The 22,811-nt window shown below is 67.7% G+C and carries 20 protein-coding genes; 6 read left to right on the top strand and 14 right to left on the bottom strand.

Annotation, left to right across the window (positions count from 1 at the left end; translation table 11 throughout):
* Nucleotides 1-19: 19 nt before the first annotated feature.
* A complete protein-coding gene (gene pcaF, locus ACW17Z_RS03600; RefSeq protein WP_419317404.1) occupies nucleotides 20-1,222 on the bottom strand; it encodes a 3-oxoadipyl-CoA thiolase in 1,203 nt (400 codons plus the stop codon).
* A 130-nt stretch (nucleotides 1,223-1,352) separates the two neighbouring features.
* Between pcaF and ACW17Z_RS03595 the strand changes: the two genes are divergently transcribed.
* Complete coding sequence (locus ACW17Z_RS03595; RefSeq protein WP_492057573.1) at nucleotides 1,353-2,927, top strand: DUF885 family protein; 1,575 nt, start codon at nucleotides 1,353-1,355, stop codon at nucleotides 2,925-2,927.
* 671 nt (nucleotides 2,928-3,598) lie between these two features.
* Here ACW17Z_RS03595 and ACW17Z_RS03590 read toward each other — a convergent pair.
* The 4 genes from ACW17Z_RS03590 to ACW17Z_RS03575 all read right to left on the bottom strand — a co-directional run bounded on the left by ACW17Z_RS03590 (nucleotide 3,599) and on the right by ACW17Z_RS03575 (nucleotide 7,789).
* Nucleotides 3,599-4,537, bottom strand: a complete 939-nt coding sequence (locus ACW17Z_RS03590) for a prephenate/arogenate dehydrogenase family protein (protein WP_492057572.1) — start codon at nucleotides 4,535-4,537, stop codon at nucleotides 3,599-3,601.
* Between the two features lie 162 nt (nucleotides 4,538-4,699).
* Entirely contained in the window at nucleotides 4,700-5,821 is a 1,122-nt protein-coding gene (gene hisC, locus ACW17Z_RS03585; protein WP_492057571.1) for a histidinol-phosphate transaminase, read from the bottom strand.
* A 45-nt stretch (nucleotides 5,822-5,866) separates the two neighbouring features.
* A complete protein-coding gene (locus tag ACW17Z_RS03580; RefSeq protein WP_419317400.1) occupies nucleotides 5,867-6,667 on the bottom strand; it encodes a chorismate mutase in 801 nt (266 codons plus the stop codon).
* 114 nt (nucleotides 6,668-6,781) lie between these two features.
* Nucleotides 6,782-7,789: a DUF2125 domain-containing protein gene (locus tag ACW17Z_RS03575; RefSeq protein ID WP_492057570.1), complete on the bottom strand. Its 1,008-nt coding sequence runs from the start codon at nucleotides 7,787-7,789 to the stop codon at nucleotides 6,782-6,784.
* Nucleotides 7,790-7,817: 28 nt separating this feature from the next.
* On the opposite strand from ACW17Z_RS03575, the gene ACW17Z_RS03570 reads away from it, so the two are divergent.
* Entirely contained in the window at nucleotides 7,818-8,381 is a 564-nt protein-coding gene (locus ACW17Z_RS03570; protein WP_492057569.1) for a gamma-glutamylcyclotransferase, read from the top strand.
* Between the two features lie 1,131 nt (nucleotides 8,382-9,512).
* On the opposite strand, the gene ACW17Z_RS03565 is transcribed toward ACW17Z_RS03570, so the two are convergent.
* The 4 genes from ACW17Z_RS03565 to ftsE are packed head-to-tail and all read right to left on the bottom strand — an operon-like array spanning nucleotide 9,513 to nucleotide 12,431.
* Nucleotides 9,513-10,223, bottom strand: coding sequence for a lysophospholipid acyltransferase family protein (locus ACW17Z_RS03565; protein WP_492057568.1), 711 nt, complete (start codon nucleotides 10,221-10,223; stop codon nucleotides 9,513-9,515).
* A complete protein-coding gene (locus tag ACW17Z_RS03560) occupies nucleotides 10,220-10,840 on the bottom strand; it encodes a YdcF family protein (protein ID WP_492057567.1) in 621 nt (206 codons plus the stop codon). The genes ACW17Z_RS03565 and ACW17Z_RS03560 overlap by 4 nt, the downstream gene beginning before the upstream one ends.
* Nucleotides 10,837-11,730 (bottom strand): cell division protein FtsX, encoded by an 894-nt coding sequence (locus ACW17Z_RS03555; RefSeq protein ID WP_492057566.1) that lies wholly within the window; start codon nucleotides 11,728-11,730, stop codon nucleotides 10,837-10,839. Before ACW17Z_RS03555 ends, ACW17Z_RS03560 begins: the two co-directional genes overlap by 4 nt.
* Nucleotides 11,727-12,431 (bottom strand): cell division ATP-binding protein FtsE, encoded by a 705-nt coding sequence (ftsE, locus tag ACW17Z_RS03550; protein ID WP_492058479.1) that lies wholly within the window; start codon nucleotides 12,429-12,431, stop codon nucleotides 11,727-11,729. The genes ACW17Z_RS03555 and ftsE overlap by 4 nt, the downstream gene beginning before the upstream one ends.
* 83 nt (nucleotides 12,432-12,514) lie before the next feature.
* Between ftsE and ACW17Z_RS03545 the strand changes: the two genes are divergently transcribed.
* The 3 genes from ACW17Z_RS03545 (at nucleotide 12,515) to ACW17Z_RS03535 (ending at nucleotide 15,705) form a co-directional block, all read left to right on the top strand.
* A complete protein-coding gene (locus ACW17Z_RS03545) occupies nucleotides 12,515-13,447 on the top strand; it encodes an MJ0042-type zinc finger domain-containing protein (RefSeq protein WP_492057565.1) in 933 nt (310 codons plus the stop codon).
* Nucleotides 13,386-13,970 carry a phosphoribosyltransferase gene (locus tag ACW17Z_RS03540; protein ID WP_492057564.1) on the top strand — a complete coding sequence of 195 codons (585 nt, stop codon included), beginning with the start codon at nucleotides 13,386-13,388 and terminating at the stop codon, nucleotides 13,968-13,970. Before ACW17Z_RS03545 ends, ACW17Z_RS03540 begins: the two co-directional genes overlap by 62 nt.
* A 106-nt stretch (nucleotides 13,971-14,076) precedes the next feature.
* Entirely contained in the window at nucleotides 14,077-15,705 is a 1,629-nt protein-coding gene (locus ACW17Z_RS03535; RefSeq protein WP_492057563.1) for an ABC-F family ATP-binding cassette domain-containing protein, read from the top strand.
* A 949-nt stretch (nucleotides 15,706-16,654) separates the two neighbouring features.
* Here ACW17Z_RS03535 and ACW17Z_RS03530 read toward each other — a convergent pair.
* The 5 genes from ACW17Z_RS03530 to argH form a co-directional block, all read right to left on the bottom strand.
* Complete coding sequence (locus ACW17Z_RS03530) at nucleotides 16,655-18,241, bottom strand: ATP-binding protein (RefSeq protein ID WP_492057562.1); 1,587 nt, start codon at nucleotides 18,239-18,241, stop codon at nucleotides 16,655-16,657.
* The gene (locus tag ACW17Z_RS03525) at nucleotides 18,238-18,756 is read right to left on the bottom strand and encodes a heme NO-binding domain-containing protein (protein WP_492057561.1); all 519 of its coding nucleotides are present in this window, start codon (nucleotides 18,754-18,756) and stop codon (nucleotides 18,238-18,240) included. The genes ACW17Z_RS03530 and ACW17Z_RS03525 overlap by 4 nt, the downstream gene beginning before the upstream one ends.
* Nucleotides 18,757-19,150: 394 nt before the next feature.
* Nucleotides 19,151-20,419, bottom strand: a complete 1,269-nt coding sequence (gene lysA / locus ACW17Z_RS03520; RefSeq protein ID WP_492057560.1) for a diaminopimelate decarboxylase — start codon at nucleotides 20,417-20,419, stop codon at nucleotides 19,151-19,153.
* 8 nt (nucleotides 20,420-20,427) lie between these two features.
* A complete protein-coding gene (locus ACW17Z_RS03515; RefSeq protein ID WP_419317387.1) occupies nucleotides 20,428-20,745 on the bottom strand; it encodes a hypothetical protein in 318 nt (105 codons plus the stop codon).
* Nucleotides 20,742-22,166 (bottom strand): argininosuccinate lyase, encoded by a 1,425-nt coding sequence (gene argH / locus ACW17Z_RS03510; RefSeq protein ID WP_492057559.1) that lies wholly within the window; start codon nucleotides 22,164-22,166, stop codon nucleotides 20,742-20,744. Before argH ends, ACW17Z_RS03515 begins: the two co-directional genes overlap by 4 nt.
* On the opposite strand from argH, the gene ACW17Z_RS03505 reads away from it, so the two are divergent.
* Nucleotides 22,167-22,811, top strand: coding sequence for a TlpA family protein disulfide reductase (locus ACW17Z_RS03505; RefSeq protein WP_492057558.1), 645 nt, complete (start codon nucleotides 22,167-22,169; stop codon nucleotides 22,809-22,811).

The raw sequence follows: 22,811 nt of genomic DNA, 5'->3' as shown, positions 1-22,811 counted from the left end.
GGGATGACCGCTCAAACGGCTAGACCCGTTCCACCACCATCGAGATGCCCTGGCCCACGCCGATGCACATGGTCGCCAGGCCATAGCGGGCCTTGCGGCGATGCAGCTCTTCAACCGCCGTCAGGGCCAGGCGGGCGCCGCTCATGCCCAGGGGATGGCCCAGGGCGATGGCGCCGCCATTGGGGTTCACGTGCTCGCCGTCGTCGGGGAGGCCCAGGGCGCGCAGCACCGCCAGCCCCTGGGCGGCGAAGGCCTCGTTCAGCTCGACCACGTCCATCTGGCCGATGGTCAGGCCCAGGCGCGCCAGCAGCTTCTGGGTCGAGGGAGCGGGACCAAAGCCCATGATGCGCGGCGCGACGCCGGCTGCGGCCGAGCCGACGATGCGGGCGCGGGGCGTCAGGCCATGGCGCTTGATCGCCTCTTCCGAGGCGATGATCAGCGCCGCCGCGCCGTCATTGACGCCCGAGGCGTTGCCGGCGGTGATGGTGCCGTCCGGGCGGACGATGGGCTTGAGGGCCGACAGGGCCTCGATCGTGGTGGCGCGCGGGTGCTCGTCCTTGCTGACCACCACAGGGTCGCCCTTGCGCTGGGCGATGCTGACCGCAACGATCTCGGCGTCGAAGCGGCCGCTGGCCTGGGCCGCTGCGGCGCGGGCCTGGCTGCGCAGGGCGAAGGCGTCCTGGTCGGCGCGGCTGATCCCGTAATCGTCAGCGACGTTCTCGGCGGTCTCGGGCATCGAGTCGACGCCGTAAGCCTTGCGCATGGCCGGGTTGACGAACCGCCAGCCGATGGTGGTGTCAAAGATCTCGGCATTGCGCGAGAAGGCGCTGTCGGCCTTGCCCATCACGAACGGCGCGCGGCTCATGCTCTCGACGCCGCCGGCGATCATCAGCTGGGCCTCGTCCGACTTGATGGCGCGCGCCGCCACGCCCACGGCGTCCAGGCCCGAGCCGCACAGGCGGTTGATGGTCGAGCCCGAGGCCTCGGTTCCCAGGCCCGCCAGCAGGGCGGCCATGCGGGCGACATTGCGGTTGTCCTCGCCGGCCTGATTGGCGCAGCCCAGCACCACGTCGTCCACCAGGCTCCAGTCGACGCCGGGATTGCGCGCAACCAGCGCCCGCAAGGTTACCGCGGCCAGGTCGTCGGCCCTGACCGACGCCAGGGCTCCGGCATAGCGGCCGATAGGGGTGCGGATCGCGTCGCAGATGAAGGCTTCGGCCATGGCGGATCTCTCAAACGGCTGTTCGCGCTACCCTAGCGGCAGGGCCGGCGCGATCAAGTCGGCCAATGGCTGGACACCGGTGTCAGATCGCCTAGACCTGACCGTGAAGAGACATCCCGGGAGAGACGCCATGATCAGCCGGCGAGACGTGATGGGCGGGGCTGTGGGCGGCGCGGCGCTGCTGGCGGCCGGCGGCGCGCTGGCGGCCGGCGACGACGCGGGGCTGAAGGCGCTGCTGGACAAGCTGGCCAGGGGCGGTCCGGCCGACCAGAAGCTGGCGACCCTGAAAGCCTTTTCCCCGACCCTGCTGAGCCCGGCCGCGCGCCTGGACTACGACGCCGTGCTGTCGGCGTTGGCGATCGAGGACGAGATCGTCCGCCGCTTCCCGTTCGGCGCGGGCGCGACCTCGCCCTATGTCGTGACCACCCGCGCGGGCGCCTGGCTGAAGGCCGTTGAGGCCGCCAAGTCGGGCGACGCTGCCGCTGACACCGTCAAGCGACTGGACGCCGAGACTGCCCGGATCGCTGAAGACGCCGCTGGGGGCGTGATCCTGCCGGCCTTTGTGATCGACAAGGTTGCCGCAGGTCTCGCCGAAACCGCGACAGCCGTCGCCGCCACGCCCGATCTCGCCGCCGCCCTGGGCCGCCAGCGCGAGGCTCTGATCGCCTTGCGCCCCAAGGCCGGCAAGGGCATCGGCGTCGGACGCTTCAAGGATGGCGAGGCCTATTACACCCTGCTGCTGAAGGCCGCGATGGGCGCCGAGATCACGCCGGGCCAGGCCTGGGATCGCGCCAAGGCCGCCGCCAGGGCCCTGACCGCCCGCGCCGACACGCTGCTGAAGGCCCAGGGGCTCAGCAAGGGCACGGTCGGCGCCCGTCTGGCCGCGCTCAGCCGCGACGAGCGCTGGCTCTACAGTGATGACGCCGCCGGCCGCGACAGGCTGATCGCCGACATGAACGCCTGGCTGACCAAGGCCGTGTCGCGCCTGCCGGTCTCGTTCGCCACGGTCGCGCCGGGCAGCCGCGCGGTCAGCATGAGCCGCATGACCCCCGCCGACGAGGCCGCCCGCCGTCAGGGCTATCGCGAGGCGCCGTCCTTCGATGGCTCGAAGCCGGGCGTCTACTACGCCGACCTCAACACCATCCGCACCCGCCCCAGCTGGACCCTACCCAGTGTCGTCCACCATGAGAGCGTCGCCGGCCACATGGTGCAGATGCCGCTGGAGGAACGCTCCGGCGCCCATCCGCTGCGCACCCGCCTGGCATTCCCGGGGTTCTCCGAGGGCTGGGCGATCTATGCCGAACAGCTGGCCGCCGAGGAGGGCGCCTTCGCGGGCGATCCGTTGGCGGAGCTGGGCTATCTCCAGTGGATGCTGTTCCGCGTCGGCCGCCTGCTGGCCGACCTCGGCGTGCATCTGAAGGGCTGGGGCGTCGAGAAGACCACGGCCTTCCTCAATGATCTGCAGGGCCCGCCGCCGGTCTTCTCGCCGGTGTCGCAAGGCATCGAACGCATCGCCATCGGCCCGGCGGCCGCGGCGGGGCAGGGGCTGGCCTGGCTGGAACTGGTTCGCCTGCGCGAGGCGGCGCGTAAGCTGCCGGGCTCGGGCTTCGACATCCGCGCCTTCCACGACGCGGTGCTGGTTCCGGGGACCCTGCCGCTGTCGATGCTGCGGGCGCGGGTGCTGGGGGCGTCGGCGCGGGGATAGCGATCGCGCCATCCCCGGATGGGCACGGGAATCTGAAACCCTCTCCCAGAGGGAGAGGGAGGGGCCCGCCGCGTAGCGGTGGGAGGGTGAGGGGTTTGCGAAGCCCTTCCGGACAGGGCAGGATCCCAGGTGCGACAACGGTTTAGGGTGTAACCCCTCACCCTCCCACGCAAGCGTGGGTCCCTCCCTCTCCCTCTGGGAGAGGGTCGAAGCAACGGGGATCGACACGGGCGTGCAGCAAACTTATCCGACGCGCTGAAACCTCCCGTATTCTTGTCCCACCTCGCCGCGAGGAAAGGGCGCAAGGCCAGCGACCATTGCGGCGGCGGGGGGTGATCGAGCGGGGCTGGGCTTCAGGGGGATACTGAAGCGCGTCCGGGGATCCTGGCGTTGCAGGACCCGCCCGCCGTCGGCGTGGATGGGGATCAAGGCGAGTGTTGGTCAGAATTGGCCCCACGCCCCCCGACCTTCGGGACTTCGGGAAACCGAAGCTTCCGGGTCCCGGTAAGGCCCCAACTGGGCCACCCGCTGGGACGCTGACGGATAACGACCACGCGGAGCGGACGGCTTCGTCGAAACGGTTATGTCTATTCAATTCCGGACGTGGTCCGGACGCTCCGCGACCCTTTTCACCAACTCGCAGCGAACGCGCGAGGTCGCGAACCTGCGCCTCAGTGCTTGCCGCGGTCGCGTCCGAAGTTCGGCTCGGCGCTTTCCTGGCCGGCCGCCACGATGCCGCGGCGGATGGCGCGGGTGCGGGTGAAGTGGCTGTGCAGGGTGTCGGCGTCGCCCCAGCGGATGGCGCGGCTCATGGCCTGCAGGTCCTCGGTGAAGCGGCCCAGCATTTCCAGCACGGCGTCCTTGTTGGCGATGAAGATGTCGCGCCACATCGTCGGATCACTGGCGGCGATGCGGGTGAAGTCGCGGAAGCCCGAGGCCGAGAACTTGATGACCTCGCTCTCGGTGACGTTCTCCAGATCGGCCGCGCTGCCGACGATGGTGTAGGCGATCAGGTGGGGCAGGTGGCTGACCACGGCCAGCACCAGGTCATGGTGCTTCTCGTCCATCAGCTCGACCTGGGCGCCGAACGACCGCCAGAAGGCCGACAGTTGGGCGACGGCGGCCGCGTAGTGCTCGTCGTCGCTCTCGAAGGGGGTCAGGATCGTCCAGCGGTTTTCGAACAGCTCGGCGAAGCCGGCGTCGGGACCCGACTGCTCGGTGCCGGCGATCGGGTGGCCGGGAATGGCGAAGATCTTCGAGATGTCCTGGGCGCGGAAGGCCTCGGCGACATTGGCCTTGGTCGAGCCGACGTCGGTCAGGGTGGCGCCGGGCTTCATGGCCGGGATGACGATGGCGGCCACTTCGGGCGCCGACAGCACCGGGGTGGCGATCACGACCAGATCGGCGTCGCGCACCGCCTCGGCGATGTCGCCCGTCACATGGTCGGCGATGCCCAGCTCGACCACGCGGGCCCGGTGGGCCTCGCTGGCGTCGGCCACGGTGATCTGGCTGACCACGCCGTGAGCGCGAGCCGCGCGGATCACCGAACCGCCGATCAGGCCGCAGCCGATCACGGTCATCTTGGGATAGAGGATACCGGGCTTAGACATGGGGGGTAACCTCAACCCGCTCTCCCCGGCGAAGGCCGGGGCCCAGATTCAGCCAGAGCGGCTGGGGATGATGCGCCATGCGGCGGCGCTCACCAGCGGGGCGGTTGTGGGTTCGACCTGAACCCCGGCCTTCGCCGGGGAGAGCGGAAAATGAAGGGGACATCAGCGACCCACGAACTGCGTCAGCAAATCCACCACGGCGCGGTTGTGCTCTTCCAGACCGATGGTGATGCGGATGGCGTTGGGCAGGCCGTAATTGCCGACGGCGCGGACCAGATAGCCCTTGCTGGCCAGGAATTCCTCGGCCTCGCGGGCTGTCTTGCCCGGGACGTTGGGGAAGTTGACCAGCACGAAATTGGCCGCCGACGGCGTGACCTCAAGGCCAAGCCCGCCCAGCTGCTGGGCCAGATATGGCCGCCACTGTTCGACCAGGGCCACGGAGCGGGCCTGGAATTCGAGGTCGGCCAGGGCGGCGACGGCCGCCTCCTGACCGGGGATCGAGGTGTTGAACGGCGGACGGATGCGCTCGATCGGCTCGATGATCCCGGCTGGTCCATAGCCCCAGCCGACACGCAGGCCGCCAAGGCCGTGGATCTTGGAAAAGGTGCGGGTGACGATGACGTTTTGCGCCGTGCGGGCCAAGTCCAGGCCATCCTCGAAGCGCGGATCGGTGGCGAACTCGGCATAGGCGCCGTCCAGCACCAGCACTACCGACGGCGGGATGGCGGCGTGCAGGGCGCGGATTTCCTCGCCGGTCAGCCAGGTGCCGGTCGGGTTGGCGGGGTTGGCGATGAACACCAGCCGAGTGCGCTCGTCGATGCATTTGACCACTTCGTCGGCGTCAATGCGCTGGTTCGGCTCGCGGGCCATCCGCACCTCGCCCTGGCAGGCGCGGGCCCCGATGGCGTAGGCGGCGAAGCCGTGCTCGCCCTGAACGATATTGTCGCCGGGCTCCAGATAGACCTGGCACAGCAGGGCGAAGATCTCGTCGCTGCCGTCGCCGAAGGTCAGGCGTTCGGGCTCCAGCCTGTAGCGCTCGGCCACGGCGGCGCGCAGGCCATTGGCCTTGCCGTCCGGATAGAGGTGCAGGCGGTCGACGGCGGCGCGATAGGCGTCCTTGGCCGCGTCGCTGCAGCCCAGAATGTTCTCGTTGCTGGACAGCTTCACCGGATGGGCGATGCCCTCGACCTTGGATTTGCCGCCGACATAGGCGTGGATATCCATGATGCCCGGCTTGGGCATGGGACGCTGCGCGGCGAAGCGGTCGGGGGCGGGAGCGGTCATCTTGGAACTCAGTCTGAACTGGCCGTCGTCTTACACGTCGCCCACTTAAACGTCGAACGGCGTGGGCGCAGCCCCGATGACGCCGGTCAGTTTGCCGGGAGCCTGGGCCAGGCGCGCATCATTGACCTGGAAGAAGCCCGACAGCGAGAACAGCTTCAGCCCGCCGGACTCGGCCAGGGGCTCGGCGGCGACGCCGCTGGGGCTCAGGGCCTCGACGATGGCGGCGGCGCTCTTGCCCGAGTCGGTGACCCAGAAGGTCTGGTCGCCGCCGGTGGGCTCGACCTCGACCTCGGCCACGGCCAGGGCGGCCTGCGGGCCCCAACGGTTCAGGCAGGGCAGGGCGGCGAAGATCTTCAGTTTCGGCTCGGCCAGCAGGCGGCCCCACCAGTTGCTGTCCGGCGTCAGGGCCAGCACGCCGACGCCCCACGGCGTCTTGGCGGCGGCGAGCACGTCCTTGGCTTCGGCCAGGACCTGCATCCTGGGCGCGGTTCCGAACCGCAGGCGGGTCAGTTCGACGGCGCGGGTCGGATCCTTGCCGCCCCAGACAGCCAGGTGATACGGGCCCTGGCGGGCCAGGTTGTCGCTCATCACCTCGCGCCAGACGCGGATGATCAGGGCGTCATTGGCGGCGGTGCGCGGGGCGGCCAGCAGCTTGCGGATGATCAGGGCCTCGCGGCCGGGACGCAGGCCAAAGCCCGTATCGCCCGCCGCGCGCTTGGCCGCCGCGACGGCGCCGGCCAGGGCGGCCCGCTCGTCCAGCAGCTTCAGCAGTTCACCATCAATGGCGTCCAGTCGCCATCGGACCTCGTCGAGAGACGGAGGCGCGTCGGCCGCGTCGGTACCCATGTTTATCCCCGAAATTGGAGGCCGGACCATAGTCCTTGCCGCCGCCGGTGCAATAGCTGGCGTTCACGGCAAGAAACTTGCGCGCCGTCCGCCGCAGGCGCGCCTGCCCGCCGCTCAATAGACGCGCGGCGAGGGACCGGTGTCGATGGTTCCCAGACGGGTGCGGCCTTCCTGCAGGATCAGGCTGGCCTCGATGACCGGCTCGCGCCCCAGGGCCTGGGCGGCGGCGGCCAGGATCTGCTCGGGCGTCCGGGCGGCCCGGGGATCGACCCGCTCCTTGAGGGCGACCTCCAGCTTGCCCTGCAGCCGGCCATCGGCGTCGACGGTCAGGGCCCCGGACTTGGCCGTGCCCTCGGCCTCGCCGGCGCTGATCCGGGCGTTTTCCATGGTGATCGCGCCGCCGGCCGCGCTCCAGTCGCGCACGGCGTCAGCCCAGTTGTCGCCGCGCAGGGTCGAAACCTTGCTGAGGCGGGCGTCCAGGATCATGTCGGCGCTGTTTTCCTGGGCGATGCGGCCCAGCAGGCCGGTGAAGTTGGCCCGGGCGCCCTCGGCCTTGAACAGGATCGCGGCCTGATCTTCGGGGCCGGGGCGCAGGTGCAACTGCATGGTCTGGGCCGATCGCAGCGGGAAGGGCGCGGCCTCTGGCGCGGTCGAGAACACCAGGCCGGCGCCTTCGATCGAGATGCGGGGCGGGTGCTGCTTCAGGCCCGCCAGGCTGGCGCGCAGGGCCGTGCCGGCGATGGCGACGTCGCCGCCCTCCGGCCGTGTCAGCAGAGCGCCGCGCGGGGCCACGGCCACCCAGTGGTCCAGGCCATAGATCATCGCTTCGGCTCTGAGCTCCGGAATGCGCAGGGCCCAGCCGGACGGCTCGGCGACGCGGGCGTCGGCCAGGGTCACGTCCAGGCGGAACGGGAAGCCGGAAAAGCTGCGGGCGCTCCACGACAGGTCATAGCCGCGCGATTTCAGCGAGGCCGAGGCCGTATCCATCCGCTGCTCGGCCTGATTGCGCAGCCAGAACCAGCCGACGCACCAGGCCGCCGCGAAGATCAGCGCGATGATGAAAGGCGCAAACAGACCTCGTCTGCGGACTTTGCGGGGCGGCGCGGCGTCGGTATGGGTCATGAAAGAGCGCGTCCAGTCGGGATTGAAGATGAGCGTAGAGAGCGGAGACCGTTGGGTGTTCGGATACGGATCGCTCATGTGGCGTCCCGGGTTCCCGTTTGTAGAGCGAAGACGCGCGGTTCTCCACGGCCGTCGTCGCGCCTTCTGCATATATTCGGTCCATCACCGGGGCACCTACGAGCGTCCGGGGCTGGTTCTGGGTCTGGCGCCCGGCGGCTCGGTGCGCGGCGCGGCCTATCGGGTGTCGGCGGCGGAATGGGAACAGGTCTATGGCTATCTGCGCGAACGCGAGCAGCCGACCGAGACCTATTTCGAAGCCTGGAGTGATCTGAAGATCGACGGCGAGGCGGCGAAGATCTCCTCGCTGGTCTTCCTGTCGGACATGAAGCACAGCCAGTGGGCCGGGGCGCTGAGCCTGGAACAGCAGGCCGACCTCATCGCCGGCGCCAAAGGGTTGTCGGGCCGCAACATCGATTACCTGTCCGACCTTGTCGGCCACCTGCGCGAGGACGGCGTGCGCGATCACGCCATGGAGACGCTGCTGAAGCTGGTCTCGGCGCGGGAGGACGGCCCTGCGAATCCCTCTCTCTGAGAGAGAGGGCGGGGCCCGCCGCCGCAGGCGGTGGGAGGGTGAGAGGTTTCACCGTTGGCAGGGAAAGCTCGATTTCTGCCGTTGAGCAGCCGGAATGGGGAGAGCGGAAATCGGGTCAGCACCTGAAACCCGACATTTGACCCTTGGACCGCAGGCGGACGTCGCCAAGGTCCGCTATGGGTGGAGGCGGACGTTATCGGCTCGACCATGCTGACGGGTCATTCCCGCCCAGAGGCAGGACGGAACCGTCAGCGCTGAGTTTGAGCATGCCGGCCTCGCCCTGATTCCGGTGCGTGCAGACCTTTCTCTCAGCGGCGACGATGACTTTGATCGTTCTTGAGATATCTACAGCGCTGCCTGGCGGACAAACATACTCCCCGACCGTGAAGATCCGAGATGCCCGCCATCGCCAATGGGAGGCAGCCCTAGTCTCGAGATCGGTCTCCGGATCAATTTCCAGACGCTTCAGGAGTATCAGGTCCTCGCCGGAAATCCATTCCGGCCTGGTAGCTAGCGGGTCAGTCTGCGCAAGTGTTTCGCTTCTCACATGAAGGCCGATAAGCCTAGCCTCGCCATGGCGTCTAACGGTCGATAGCTCGATATTCGCCGGTCCGTTTGCGCAGGCCCGCCCATAGTCCTGGACGGACACGAACCCATATTGCGTCGGCATGGTCCGGGATTTTCCTACCTTTACTGGAGCGCCGCAGCGCCCTAATTTCCGGCGGTTGTCGCCCATCCCCGCAGCGAGCCCTAGGGCACCGCCTGAGCCCTTTTTGAACTCGTCCGCAGCTTGGTCGTATATGGCCGCATAGTCCGCAGCATCCAGTTGATCGAGAACCCGGCTCGCGGTCTTGTCGAATTGCTCATGAGAAGACGGCAGACTGCATGCGCTGAGAAGCGCAAACACTGTAGTTAAAGCTAGCGCCTGCTGCGTCGGTGTTAGGTGTCGCAAAGTTGGATCCTCAACCGCGCGCCATGCTCAATCCGGCGAGCTTGGTAATTTTCGGCGTCCATGACTAACAGTCGGCTAAGGGTCGAAAGCCGACCGCGCTTCATCCTGCCAGTCTGAAACCTCTCACCCTCCCACCGCTTCGCGGCGGGCCCCTCCCTCTCTCAAAGAGAGAGGGATCATCAAATCCCCTCGTCCTCGAGCGCCTTGGTCGCCGTGTCGATGCGGGTCTGCAGTTCGCGCATGAACTCGCCGCGTTTCAGGCCGGCGGGGATCGGCGGCAGGTAGTGGAAGACGATCACGCCCGGCTTGATCAGAAAGCCCTTGCCCCAGTGGGCGCCGCAGTTCAGCGCCAGGGGCGTCACCGGCAGGTCCAGCTCGCGATAGAGGGCGGCGATGCCGGGCTTGTAGTCGCCGGGGACGCCGACGGCGCCGCGGGTGCCTTCGGGGAAGATCACCACCTGGCGAACCTCCTTCATCTTCTCCAGCGTGTCGCGGACCAGCTTCTTGAGGGCCGTCGAGTGGCCGGCGCGGTCGACGACGACCATGCCGGCCTTCAGGCCGTGCCAGCCAAACAGCGGCACGTTCAGAAGTTCCTTCTTCATCACGAAACAGGCGTCGGGTAGCAGGCCAAACTGGCTGAACACGTCGAACATCGACTGGTGCTTGGCCGCGATCAGGGCGGGGCCGGTGGGCAGGTATTCACGGCCTCGCACCTCGACCCTGACGTCGGCGATCCAGCGCAGACCAAAGAACAGGCCCTTGGACCAGAAGGTCAGGGCGGCCACCGCGAAGCGGCGCGGCAGGGGCAGCAGGGCCACCATCCAGGTCGAGGTGAAGATCGACCAAAGCCAGAAATACAGCTGGAACAGAAACGAACGCAGATAGATCAAGATGCTTTCCTCGCCGGCTCGCCGGCCTCTTCTTTCGGCCCCAGCCCGAGGAACGCCTCGCGGCCCAGAATCGCCAGGTACTTGCAGTATTCGACGATCATCCGCCGCGCGCCGGCGTTCTGCTTCCACCAGCGATGAGCGTCGAGGCCTTCAGTGGCGACGGGATAGGGATAAAGCACAGTGTCAGGCATGGTTGCGCGCAGCTCCAGCATCGAGCGCGGCATATGATAGTCGGCCGTCACGACGATCAGGCTATGATAGCCCTTGGCCTTGGCCCACTCGGCCGTTTCCCTGGCGTTGCCGATGGTGTTGGCGGCGGCGAAGCCCAGGTCCACGCAGCAGTCATAGATCGGCTTGACGGCCTTGGTGACGTTGAGAACGTCCTCGCGGGTGGCCTCGCGATTGACGCCGGAGATCAGCAGGCGTTTGCCCTTGCCGGCTTCCAGCAGCTTGGTGGCGGCTTCCAGGCGGATGTTCGAGGCGCCGGTCAGCACCACGACGCCATCGGCGATCGGCGGCTCGCGGGCGGGGGTCGATTGCTCGACGCGGCCGGAGAACGCCAGCAGACCAACGGCCCAGACCATCACCAGGATCAACAGGGCTGCGAGGCTTTTCACGGCATGCTCCTCAAAAGTCGCAACGCAGCAAGGCGGGCGGTCAGGCCCGCGACGAGGGCGGCGATCAACGGGCAGGGCAGCGGCGCCAGCAGATCGATCCAGGCCAGGGGCAGGATCGGCGCCAGGCCCGAACCGCCGCCCAGGGTCCGTATCGCCGCGCCGATGATGGTCGCGCCCGCGCCGCCCAGCAAGCCCGCGATGGCGGCCATGCCCGCGAACCGCCACTGGAACAGGCCGGCGATAAACCGGGCTTCCGCTCCGGACAGGTGCAGCACCTCGATCACGTCGGCCCGCGCCGCCAGTCCGGCCCGCGTGGCGAAGGCGATCACCGAAGCCGCCGCCGCCGCGATCAGGGCGAACACGCCCAGCGCCGCCCAGCGGGCCAGGCCAGCGCTGCGTTCGATATCGGCGATCCAGCGGCTGTGGTCATCCACGACGGCGTCGACACCGGCCGCCTTCAGCGCCTGGTCCAGCGCCGTGGCGGTGGCGGGTAGCAGGGGGTCCAGATCCAGGGTGACAAGGCGCGGCGTGGGCAGGTCGTCGACCAGGGCCTCCTTGCCGATCCAGGGAACCAGCAGTTCCTCGGCCTTGTCCTTGGTCAGGGCGCGCGCCTCGACCACGCCCTTGACCCCGGCCAGGGCCTCGGCGGCGCGGGCGGCGGCGGAGTCGGGGGTCTCGTTGGGGCGGGCGCGGACCACCACGGTCGCTGATCCGGTCAGCTGGTTGGTCCAGCCCTCGGCCGCGCGGTTGGCGGCCAGGGCGGCCAGGGCGGTCAGGCAGGCCAGGAAGCAGAGCACGGCGACCACGAAGACCAGCGAGCCGTCGCGGGCGTCGCGCGGCGGCAGGAGCGGACCCGGCCGCCAGCGTTCGACCTGGAAGACCTCGCTCATGCGTCGCCGCCTTCGACCAGACGGCCATGCTCGAGATGCAGGGTGGGCTGGCCGGCGCGGGCCACGACATCCTCGTCGTGGGTGGCGATCAGCACGGTGGTGCCCAGGCGATTGAGCTCGACGAACAGCCGCAACAGTCGCAGCGACATGGCCGGATCGACATTGCCGGTCGGCTCGTCGGCCAGCAGCACGTCGGGCCGGTCGACCACGGCGCGGGCGATGGCCAGGCGCTGCTTTTCACCGCCCGACAGGGTGGCGGGCAGGGCATGCATCCGTTCGCCCAGTCCGACCCAGCTCAGCAGTTCGGCGACGTCGTCGCGATAGGTGGCGGGCTTGCGCTGCAGGATACGGAGCGGAAGGGCGGCGTTGTCGAACACCGACAGGTGCTCCAGCAGCCGGAATTCCTGGAAAACCACCCCGATCCGGCGGCGCAGGAACGGCAGGTCGCCGGTCGGCAAAAGGCTGACATCGCGGCCGAAAAGCTCCACGCGACCCCGTGACGCACGATGGGCCAGATAGATCAGCTTGAGCAGGGAACTCTTGCCCGCGCCCGAAGCGCCGGTCAGGAAGTGAAACGACCCGGGAGCCAGAGAAAACCCAATGTCTCTTAGCGTTTCCGGCGCGCGGCCGTAGCGCATCGACACGCCCTCGAAGCGAACCACGGGGAGGGCGTCATCGCCCTGATCTGCCTCGATCCGCAAGGAGGTGTCGCCGGGGTTTCTGGACATCAGGGACAAAATCAGCGACCCCATTTGTTAATGCGGGGAGCCTACGATTCGCGGCCATGATACTGACCTGTCCGGAGTGCGCCAGCCGCTATTTCGTCGACGACTCCAAGGTCGGTGCGGCTGGTCGTGTCGTGCGTTGCGCCTCGTGCGGCCACCGCTGGACCGCCCGTAACGAGGAGTCCACGGACCTCTTCGACGAGCCTTCCGACGCGACCCTGGCCAGCGACGCCGCCATGGCCTCGCTGGAAGCCGCTGAGGCCAGCGCGACCGTCGAACCCGAACCTGAACCGCCGGTCAGCGCCCTCCCAGGCGAGGAGCTGCCCAAGGTGTTCCGGGCCCGCGCCGACGCCGAGCGTCGCCTGCGCGAGGCGACGACCACGGGCGTAGTCTGGGCCGGCATGGCCGCTGCGATGGCCTCGATGGTGGTCGGCGCCCTGATCTTCCGCATCGACATGGTGCGCCTGTGGCCCGCCACGGCCGGGGCCTATGCCAGTGTCGGCCTGCCGGTGAACACGGTCGGGCTGGTGATCGAGAACATCAAGGCCGAGCCTTCGCTGGAAGACGGCCACGCCGCCGTGACCATCACTGGCATCATGCGCAACATCACCGACCATGCGGTGGTCGCCCCGCCGCTGCGGGTCGAGCTGCGCAACGCCAAGGACAAGCGCGTGGCCGGCCGCATCGCCGCCGCCGCCGATCCCAAGATCCCGCCCAGCGAGATCCGCCACTTCGCCATCACCATCCTGGACCCGCCCCGCACCGCCAAGGATCTGGTCATCGACTTCGCGGTCGAGCCCGGCGCGGCCAAGGCGGTCAAGGCCGCCCTGAAGACCCCGGCCAAGCACGCGGCGGACCCCGAACTGTCCCTGCGCGGCGCCCAGGATGCGCCTGCCGAGGCAGATGTGGCTGGACATGAACCCTCGGGACATGAGACCGGAGCGGCAGCCACTCCTCCCTCCGACTCTCACGAACCCGCGCATCATGAATGACACCGCCCAACCCGAAGTCCTGATTTCGGAAGCCGACATCGCCCAGCGCGTTCAGGCCCTCGCCAACGCCATCGCTCCGCGCATCGACGACGACACGGTCTGCGTCTGTCTGCTGACCGGCGGTCTGTGGTTCGCCGCCGACCTGACCCGGGCCTTGTGGAAGGCGGGCCGCAATGTCCGCTTCGACGCCCTGTGGCTGGCCTCGTATCACGATGAGCGCAAGAGCACCGGCCGCTGCGAGGTCCGCGCCGACCTGCAACGGCCGCTGATCGGCCGCCGGGCCCTGGTGGTGGATGATGTGTTCGACAGCGGCCTGTCGCTGAGCGAAGCCTCGCGCCTGGTCAAGGACGCCGGCGCCAGCGAAGTGATGACTGCCGTCTTCGCCCGCAAGCCCTGGCCGACCCAGCGCGGCATGGAGCCCGACTTCGTGGCCTGGGAAGCCCCGGCCCGCTACCTCGTGGGCTACGGCCTCGATGACGAGGGCAAGAGCCGCGGCCTGCCTTACATCGGCGCGATGGACTGATCGCGCTCTAAGCGCTTGATTTAGAGCCTTTTTATACGCCTCACATGGTCCATGTGAGGCTAAAAGCCTCTGGCGTTCTGCCTCCGCCCGCGTTAGCAGACCGCCCATGATCCGCCTCGACAATATCTCCAAGCAAAACGGCCACCAGATCCTGTTCATCGAGGCGTCGATGGGCATCCAGAAGGGTGAAAAGGTCGGGCTTGTCGGCCCCAACGGCGCCGGCAAGACGACGCTGTTCCGCATGATCACCGGTCAGGAGCAGCCCGACGACGGGCTGGCCGTGATCGATGCCGGCATGACGATCGGCTATTTCAGCCAGGATGTCGGCGAGATGTCGGGCCAGAGCGCGGTCGCCGCCGTGATGGATGGCGTCGGTCCCGTCAGCGCCCTGGCCAGCGAAATGGCCCGGCTGGAAGCGGCCATGGTCGATCCGGACCAGGCCGACGAAATGGACACGATCCTCGAGCGCTATGGCGAGGTGCTGGAACGCTTCCAGGAACTGGACGGCTATGCCCTGGACGCGCGGGCGCGCGAGGTCCTGGCCGGCCTGAGCTTCAGCCAGGAACGCATGGACGGCGATGTCGGCCTGCTGTCCGGCGGCTGGAAGATGCGCGTGGCCCTGGCCCGCATCCTGCTGATGCGGCCCGACGGCATGCTGCTGGACGAACCCAGCAACCACCTGGACCTGGAAAGCCTGATCTGGCTGGAGGCCTTCCTCAAGAATTACGAGGGCGCCCTGCTGATGACCTCGCACGACCGGGCGTTCATGAACCGCATCATCGGCAAGGTGGTCGAGATCGACGCCGGCTCGCTGATTACCTATTCGGGCGATCTGGACTTCTACGACCAGCAGCGCGCGCTCAGCGAGGCGCAGCGCCAGGCGCAATACGAGCGCCAGCAGGCCATGCTGGCCAAGGAAATCAACTTCATCGAGAAGTTCAAGGCGCGCGCTTCGCACGCCGCCCAGGTCCAGAGCCGGGTCAAGAAGCTCGACAAGATCGAACGCGTCGAGGCGCCGCGCCGTCGCCAGTCGGTCAAGTTTGATTTCCAGAGCCCGCCGCGGTCGGGCGACGACGTGATCAGCCTGCGCAATGTCCACAAGGGCTACGGCGCCCAGCCGATCTATCAGGGTCTGGATTTCCTGGTGCGCCGCAAGGAGCGCTGGTGCGTGCTGGGCGCCAACGGGGCCGGCAAGTCGACGCTACTCAAGCTGGTGGCCGGCGACACCAAGCCCGACCAGGGCGTGGTCAATATCGGGGCCAGCGTCCGGATGGGCTATTTCGCCCAGCATTCCATGGACCTGCTGGACGGCGAAGAGACGATCTTCCAGTCCATGGAGGGCTCGTTCCCGCAGGCAGGCCAAGGCGCGCTGCGCACCCTGGCGGGCTGTTTCGGCTTCTCCGGCGACGATGTCGAAAAGCCCTGCCGCGTCCTGTCCGGCGGCGAGAAGGCGCGTCTGGTCATGGCCAAGATGCTGTTTGATCCGCCCAACCTTTTGGTGCTCGACGAGCCCACCAACCACCTGGACATGGCGACCAAGGAGATGCTGGTTGCGGCCCTGGCCGACTTCGAGGGCACCATGCTCTTCGTCTCGCATGACCGCCATTTCCTGGCGGCCCTGAGCAACCGCGTGCTGGAACTGACCCCCGAGGGCGTCCACCAGTACGGCGGCGGCTATACGGAATACGTCACCCGCACGGGCCAGGAAGCGCCGGGGCTGCATCCGGGCGGGTAGGGGGGGCGAGGGGCGCCTTTTGGCGGCGGTGCTGATTTCCGCCTTCGGCCCTAGTTGGACGTTCCGTTTGCCCGGAAAGACGGCCGACGCCGGACGCCCCCTCCGTCACGATGCGTATTCGCATCGCGCCACCTCCCCCGTTTCACGGGGCAGGAGGGGTAGGCTGTTCTTCTCCTGCCCCGTAGCGAAGCGTGCGGGGGAGGTGGCGCGGCGCCGATAGGCGACGTGACGGAGGGGGCGTGCTGAGCCTGACGTCCGCAAACCACCCTAAGCGGACCTTCAAAACTCCCGCTTGCGAGCGGGCGGAGGCCGATCCCCGTGCTCCCACGAGGATAAGCACCCCTCGCGCCCAACAAATTCAACGCCCTAACCCCGCCACCCAGCGTCACGATCCAAAATCGACGCAGCCCCCTCCAAAACGCCCGCATACTTCTCCTCGCCCCACCACTGGGGAGGCCGTCCAGCTGGCGACCTGACGGGTGGTGGGGGCGGTCGAGCGGGTCGTGTTCGTCTGCGGTTGTCCCAAGGTCCCGGCGGGATCGGTTTGCGAGGCGTGGGTGGCTCCGAGTGGGTCGTCGGGCGCTTCGGGCCGTGTTGATCCGGGAGCCCCCTTCGACGACGGCGGCGAGCGCTGCAGGCGCGGGCTGAAATCGCCCGCGCGGTCCGGTGGGGTCGCTTCCCTTCCGCCCGCCAGGGGCCTAGCTACCGGAGCGGGTTAAAACCCCGCCAGCCCGGCGATGCTCCTGACCAACAGCCGCGCGGAGCGCTCCGGCCACGGCCGAAACGGTACTCCAATACACAAACTCATCCGGGTCTGGCCCGGACGCTCCGCCGCCTCCCCAAACTTGCCGGTCAAACCGGTGAGGATGCGAACCTGTGCGTCCCGTCCCAGGGCAGGCCCTGCGCCAGCCCTGTCGGCAGGGATCGAACTGGACCAGGCCGGTGGACCTCAGGCCGACATCACCTCAGAGAGGGTCGAGAACAGCAAGGCCAGTTGTATCGGTTTGGCGACCGTGGCGTTGATGCCCATCCCCTCATAGTCCTTGAGCTGATGGGCCATGGCGTTCGCGGTCAAGGCGATGATGGGCGTCGCCTGCCGCCCCGTCGAAAGCTCCTGTTCCCGTATCATGCGGCTGGCCTCCAGGCCGCCCATGACCGGCATATTGATATCCATCAGGATCACATCCCAGGATTCCAGGCGCCAGGCCTCCAGCGCCTGGAGGCCATTGTCGACCACCGTCAGTGTGGCGCAGGCTGGCTCAAGCAGGGTGCGCAGCACCAGCTGGTTGATGTGATTGTCCTCAGCGGCGAGAATCCGCAGCGCGCCCTGCGATCTCACTGGGACCAGGTCCGGCAGGATGGCCGCTGGCGCGTCCTCTTCGGCACGCGGAAGCGGCAGGCGGACGGTAAAGGTTGAGCCGATCCCGGGCTGGCTTTCCACGGTAATCGAGCCGCCCATCAGGGCCGCGAGGTTGCGGGCGATGCCCAAACCAAGCCCGGTCCCGCCAAAGCGGCGGTTGATCGAGGCGTCGGCCTGGCGGAACTGCTCGAAGATCTCGTTGAGCATGTCTGGGGCTATGCCGATGCCCGTATCGAAGACGGCAAGTTCAAGCCCGTCCTCGGTTGAGCGGCCCTGGATGCCGACCTGTCCATGCTCGGTGAACTTGATGGCGTTCGAAATCAGATTGTAGACGATCTGCCTTATTCGCGTCGGGTCGCCGCAATAGCGGCCCTCAACGGCGGAAATGTCGCAGGAGAAGGACAGGCTCTTCTTGTTCGCGAGGGCGGTAAAGGCCGCATAGGCTCCGCTGCACAAATCGCCCATGTCGAAGGCGATCGACTCCAGGGACATTTCCCCGGCTTCTATCCGGGAAAGGTCGAGCAGATCGTTGAGAATGGCCAGCAGGGTTTCGGCCGACCTCAGAACAATATCGAGCCGCGAGTGCTGGCGGGCGTCGACCGCGTCCTGGATCATGGCCTGGGTCATGCCGAGAATGCCGTTCAGGGGTGTGCGGATTTCGTGGCTCATGACCGACAGGAAGGTCGACTTGGCCTCATTGGCCGCCTGGGCCTGATTGCGGGCACGCCGCAGGTTGTCGACCAGGTCGGTCATCTCCGCCATCAGCACCGACTGCATGGCTACCGCCGTGCCCATGGCCAGGGACTGGTCCGCCTGGGAGAAGTCGGCGATGGTCAGCCCCGTTTCGGCCCAGTTGGACGCGGCCCTGACGGAATGGGCGAGGCAGAACAGGTAACCCTGCGCCAGTTCGATCACGGTTCCGGCAAGCTGTATGCGGCCATCATGGGACCGAAGCTGAATGGCGACCTTGTTTCGGGCGGCCATGGCCGGATCCAGGGCCATGATCGGTCGTTCGACGACAAACAGGCTGGCCAGGGACGCCCCTGCCACGGCGCCCGGCAGCAGTCGCGCGATCGACCGGCCGACACTTTGCAGATTGAGGCCGGCGTCTGTCAGCAGGTGACAGGGAAACAGATCGTCAAGCTGCTGGCCCGTCAGTTCAAAGCTTTGGCTCACGCGGCATCGGGCTCCGCGAGGGTGATGGTAAAGATCCGGGCATCGCCGTCCTGGCCGCTGAACTCTACCAACCCGGGCGTCGCAAATTTTTCCAACATGCCGTCGAGCAGGCCACAGACGAAGCTCTCCAGTCCCGCCCGCTTGGAATAGTAGGCCAGCCGAATGGAGCGGTCGTCCTGAGACAGGACAGAAAACTGCGGCAGCTGCGCTCCGGGCATGGCGAGCTGAATGCTGGCATGCATCTGGTCGAGGTTGTTGAGGGACTCCAGTAGCGAGGTTCCGAGGATCTGAAGCACGCCGGCATACGGTCCTTGAGCGGAGGCCCGGACCCAGTGCCGGCCGAAGGCATGAAGGGTGTCTTCGACTGTCAGACCTGCAGTGGCGGCTGCCGCGCTGATCAGTCTGAACGTCACGTCATCAGGGTAGGACTGGACACTGACCAGAATGGCGTCATCAAGATCGGCGGCGTTCAGGGTTTTGTCCCAGGCCTGCGCCCCGAACTGCTCGAGGATCATGTCCCGCGCAGATCTGTGTATCATTCCGAACATCTAGGCTGCTTCCCTGGTACTCAACACGCCTGGGCCCCCCAGGCCCACGCAGCCGCAAAGGCCGCAGGCTTCTGAACACACCGCTAAGGTCCAGATTGGTACGAGATTTCATGCCGCCGCAGCGTGCCTTAAATACCCGAAACGGGTAGTTTTGAGGTGCCGCGACATGAGAGCGATCAGCCGGCCCTCTGTCCTTTTCCCTTTATCGTAACAGTTTCCGAGCCTCGATAGCGGTACCCGGCGTTACTATGCCAAATCGTCGCAGCCCCCTTTAAGACGTCCGCAGGCATCGCCTCCCGCCATCGCAAGGGGAGGGCCTTCAGCGGGTCAATCGCGTGAAGCCGCGTGGCGATGTCGGTGCTCAGACCCAGTCGGGGATCAGGTCGCGGGCCAGCATCTCTTCATAGGACGGCCGGGCGCGAATTACCGCGAACCTGTCGCCGTCGACCAGCACCTCGGGCACCAAGGGCCGGGTGTTGTATTCGCTGGCCATGGCCGCGCCATAGGCCCCGGCCGACATGAAGGTCACTAGGTCGCCCGCCGCCAGCGGCGGCAACAGACGGTCACGGGTAAACGTGTCGCCGGTCTCGCAGATCGGGCCGACCACATCATAGGGGCCGGCGTCGCCCTCACGCTTAAGAACAGGGCGAATGTCGTGGAAGGCGTCATACATGGCCGGGCGCAGCAGGTCGTTCATGGCCGCGTCGATGACCAGGAACTTGCGGCCCTCGGGGCGCTCGTGAACGTGGATGACCTCGCTGACCAGCACGCCGGCATTGGCGGCGATCACGCGGCCCGGCTCGAAGGCCAGCTTGACGGGCAGGCCGGCCGTCACCTCGCCGACCATCGCCGCGAAGTCGGCGGGCGAGGGCGGGGTCGGCATGTTGAAATAGGGCACGCCCAGGCCGCCGCCCAGATCAAGGCGCTCGACCGACAGGCCTTCACCCAGCAGTTGCTCGACCAGGCCCCGCATCTTGGTGAAGGCCTCGCGCATGGGGGCCAGGTCGGTGATCTGGCTGCCGATGTGGCAGGCCACGCCGATGGGCTCCAGCGCGGCGTTGTTGCTGGCGTTGGCATAGAGGCGGGCGGCTTCGGCGAACGAGACGCCGAACTTGTTCTCGGCCTTGCCGGTGGCGATCTTGGCGTGGCCGCCGGCCGCGACATCGGGATTGACCCGGAAGGCGATCTTGGCGCGGACGCCCAGCTCGGCGGCGACCGACGCCACCAGGTTCATCTCCGGCTCGGACTCGACATTGATCTCGGCGACGCCGACCCGCAGGGCGAACTCGACCTCGCGCCGGGTCTTGCCGACACCGGAAAAGACGATGCGGTCGCCGGGAATGCCGGCGGCCAGGGCGCGGCGGACCTCGCCTTCGGAGACCGTGTCGGCGCCGGCGCCCAGATCGCCCAGGACCTTCAGCACCGCGACATTGGAGTTTGCCTTGACCGCATAGGCGATCAGCGGATCGGCGACGCCGGACAGTTCCAGCGCGTCGCGAAACACGGTGAAGTGCCGCTCGAGCGTGGCGCGGGAATAGACATAGACCGGCGTGCCGACCTGCGCCGCGATGCGCGCCAGGGGGACGCCTTCGCAGGCCAGGCCCTCGGGGCCGTACTCGAAGTGATTCACGTCAAAGCCTAATTCGGGGTCGCGCCTGGGAAGCCCGCCGCCGACGGGCCGCCGAACGGGTTGGGAGCGGTGCCGGCCAGCGGCGCCGCGCGGACGGTGCGGTTGCTGGACGCCGGATCCATGATTTCCTGGGCGCCACCCACGCGGGCCGGCTGGTTGGCCGTGCCGGAGGCCGCGCGGCGCTGAGCTTCCCAGGCGGCCTTCTTCTGGGCGTCCCACATCGGGGCGGGACGTTCCAGTTCGGCCTGCTTGCCGCAACCCGTAAGAATGGGGGCAGTCAGGGCCAGGGCGGCGAGGGTCAGAAGAGCGAGGGGGCGCAAGGTCATCCGAGCAGTTCCTTCCAACGCGCAATCTGGGCGCGGACCTGGGCGGGAGCGGTCCCGCCATAGCTGATGCGGCTGGCCGCCGAGGCGGCCGGGGTGAGGATGGCATAGACCTCGGCGGTGATCTTGGGCTCGATCGCCTGGAACTGTTCCAGGGTCAGATCCGCCAGATCCACGCCCAGGCCTTCGGCCGTCTTCACGGCTGAACCTGTCACGTGGTGGGCGTCGCGGAAAGGCATGTTCAGCGTCCGCACCAGCCAATCGGCCAGATCGGTGGCGGTCGAGAACCCCGCGCCGGCGGCGGCGGCCATCTTGTCGGTGTTGGGCGTCAGGTCGGCGATCATGCCGGCCATGGCCAAGAGGGAGAGTTCCAGGGCGTCGAAGGCCTCGAAGGTCGGGACCTTGTCCTCCTGCATGTCCTTGGAATAGGCCAGCGGCAGCCCCTTCATGACCACGGTCAGGGTGGTCAGCGAGCCCAGGATGCGGCCGACCTTGGCGCGGATCAGCTCGGCGGCGTCGGGGTTCTTCTTCTGCGGCATGATCGAGCTGCCGGTCGTGAAGGCGTCGGTCAGCTTGATGAAGCCGAACATCGGCGTCGTCCACAGCACGATCTCCTCGGCCAGGCGCGACAGGTGCGTGGCGGTGATCGAGGCGGCCGACAGGGCTTCCAGCGCGAAGTCGCGGGCCGAGACGCTGTCCAGCGAATTGGCGGTCGGACGATCGAAGCCCAGGGCCTTGGCCGTGGCGTGGCGGTCGATGGGGAAGGGCGAGCCGGCCAGGGCGGCGGCGCCCAGCGGGCATTCGTTCATCCGGGTCCGGGCGTCGCGGAAGCGGCTGGCGTCGCGGCCGAACATCTCGACATAGGCCATCAGATGGTGGCCGAAGGTCACCGGCTGGGCCGGCTGCAGATGGGTGAAGCCCGGCATCAGGGCGTCGGCATGGGCTTCGGCCTGGGCCAGCAGGGCGCGCTGCAGGGCGTCCAGCTGGGCGGCCGAACGGTCGCAGGCCTCGCGGACCCACAGGCGGAAGTCCAGCGCCACCTGGTCGTTGCGCGAACGGGCCGTGTGCAGCCGGCCGGCCACCGGGCCGATCAGCTCGCGCAGCCGGGCCTCGATATTCATGTGAATGTCTTCGTACTCGTCGCGGAACGGGAAGGTTCCGGTCAGCAGCTCGTCCTCGACCCTGGCCAGGCCTTCGAGGATTTCCTCGCCATCGCTACTTGCAATCACACCTTGGCTGATCAACATCCGGGCATGGGCGCGGGAGCCCGCCAGATCCTGCGCCCACAGGCGCTTGTCGAAGCCGATGCTGACATTGATCGCCTGCATCAGCTCCGCCGGTTTGGCCGAGAACCTGCCGCCCCACATGGCTTGACCCTCTCCGCCCTTGGCGGCAGCGGGTTTTTCGGAGGCGTTGTCGGTCATATGAGCGAAATCCAGTCGAGCGAGAACGGGTCGGGCGGTAACGGACCAGGTGCGGCGAAGCGTAGTCCGCTGAAGTGGGCGATCGGCGCCGCCATGCTCGTCGGCGTCGCGGCGGTTCTATACGTCATCGCCGCCGCTTCGTTCAAACCCTCAGGGCCGGCCGACCTCAATGAATTCAAGCGGGCCTCTCTGGTAAAGCTCGACGTGCCGTCATCGCCCCGCGCCGCGCCGGGCACAACCTTCTTCGATGAGGCCGGAAAGCCGGTCACCCTTGCCGACTTCAAGGGGCAGGTCGTGGTGCTGAACCTCTGGGCCACCTGGTGCGCGCCCTGCAAGAAGGAGATGCCGACCCTGGCCAAGCTGGCGGCCGCCTATGCGACCCAGCCGTTCAAGGTGCTGCCGGTCAGCGTCGACCGGGATTCGGACCTCAACCTGGCCCAGGCCGAGATGGCGGCCAATGCGCCGTTGAAGCTCTATCGCGATCCGTCCTACAAGATGTCGTTCGAGATGGAGCCGCGCGCGGCGGGCTATCCGACCACGGTGATCTACGACAAGCAGGGCCGCGAGCGCGCCCGCCTGTCTGGTGACGCCGACTGGGCTAGCCCCGAGGCGCGGGGTCTGGTCGAGAAGCTGCTGGCCGAGTAG

Source organism: Caulobacter sp. GSs2, from assembly GCF_058680895.1.
This window is presented reverse-complemented; position numbering and strand designations above follow the sequence as displayed.

What these genes read in the sequence shown, in the direction of transcription:
- ACW17Z_RS03590 (WP_492057572.1), bottom strand. Translation starts at nt 4,537, where the DNA reads ATGTCTAAGCCCGGTATCCTCTATCCCAAGATGACCGTGATCGGCTGC.
- ACW17Z_RS03595 (WP_492057573.1), top strand. Translation starts at nt 1,353, where the DNA reads ATGATCAGCCGGCGAGACGTGATGGGCGGGGCTGTGGGCGGCGCGGCG.
- pcaF (WP_419317404.1), bottom strand. Translation starts at nt 1,222, where the DNA reads ATGGCCGAAGCCTTCATCTGCGACGCGATCCGCACCCCTATCGGCCGC.
- hisC (WP_492057571.1), bottom strand. Translation starts at nt 5,821, where the DNA reads ATGACCGCTCCCGCCCCCGACCGCTTCGCCGCGCAGCGTCCCATGCCC.
- ACW17Z_RS03575 (WP_492057570.1), bottom strand. Translation starts at nt 7,789, where the DNA reads ATGACCCATACCGACGCCGCGCCGCCCCGCAAAGTCCGCAGACGAGGT.
- argH (WP_492057559.1), bottom strand. Translation starts at nt 22,166, where the DNA reads ATGACCGACAACGCCTCCGAAAAACCCGCTGCCGCCAAGGGCGGAGAG.
- ACW17Z_RS03540 (WP_492057564.1), top strand. Translation starts at nt 13,386, where the DNA reads ATGAGACCGGAGCGGCAGCCACTCCTCCCTCCGACTCTCACGAACCCG.
- ACW17Z_RS03505 (WP_492057558.1), top strand. Translation starts at nt 22,167, where the DNA reads ATGAGCGAAATCCAGTCGAGCGAGAACGGGTCGGGCGGTAACGGACCA.
- ACW17Z_RS03515 (WP_419317387.1), bottom strand. Translation starts at nt 20,745, where the DNA reads ATGACCTTGCGCCCCCTCGCTCTTCTGACCCTCGCCGCCCTGGCCCTG.
- ACW17Z_RS03545 (WP_492057565.1), top strand. Translation starts at nt 12,515, where the DNA reads ATGATACTGACCTGTCCGGAGTGCGCCAGCCGCTATTTCGTCGACGAC.
- ACW17Z_RS03580 (WP_419317400.1), bottom strand. Translation starts at nt 6,667, where the DNA reads ATGGGTACCGACGCGGCCGACGCGCCTCCGTCTCTCGACGAGGTCCGA.
- ACW17Z_RS03570 (WP_492057569.1), top strand. Translation starts at nt 7,818, where the DNA reads ATGAGCGTAGAGAGCGGAGACCGTTGGGTGTTCGGATACGGATCGCTC.
- ACW17Z_RS03535 (WP_492057563.1), top strand. Translation starts at nt 14,077, where the DNA reads ATGATCCGCCTCGACAATATCTCCAAGCAAAACGGCCACCAGATCCTG.
- ACW17Z_RS03525 (WP_492057561.1), bottom strand. Translation starts at nt 18,756, where the DNA reads ATGATCCTCGAGCAGTTCGGGGCGCAGGCCTGGGACAAAACCCTGAAC.
- ACW17Z_RS03555 (WP_492057566.1), bottom strand. Translation starts at nt 11,730, where the DNA reads ATGAGCGAGGTCTTCCAGGTCGAACGCTGGCGGCCGGGTCCGCTCCTG.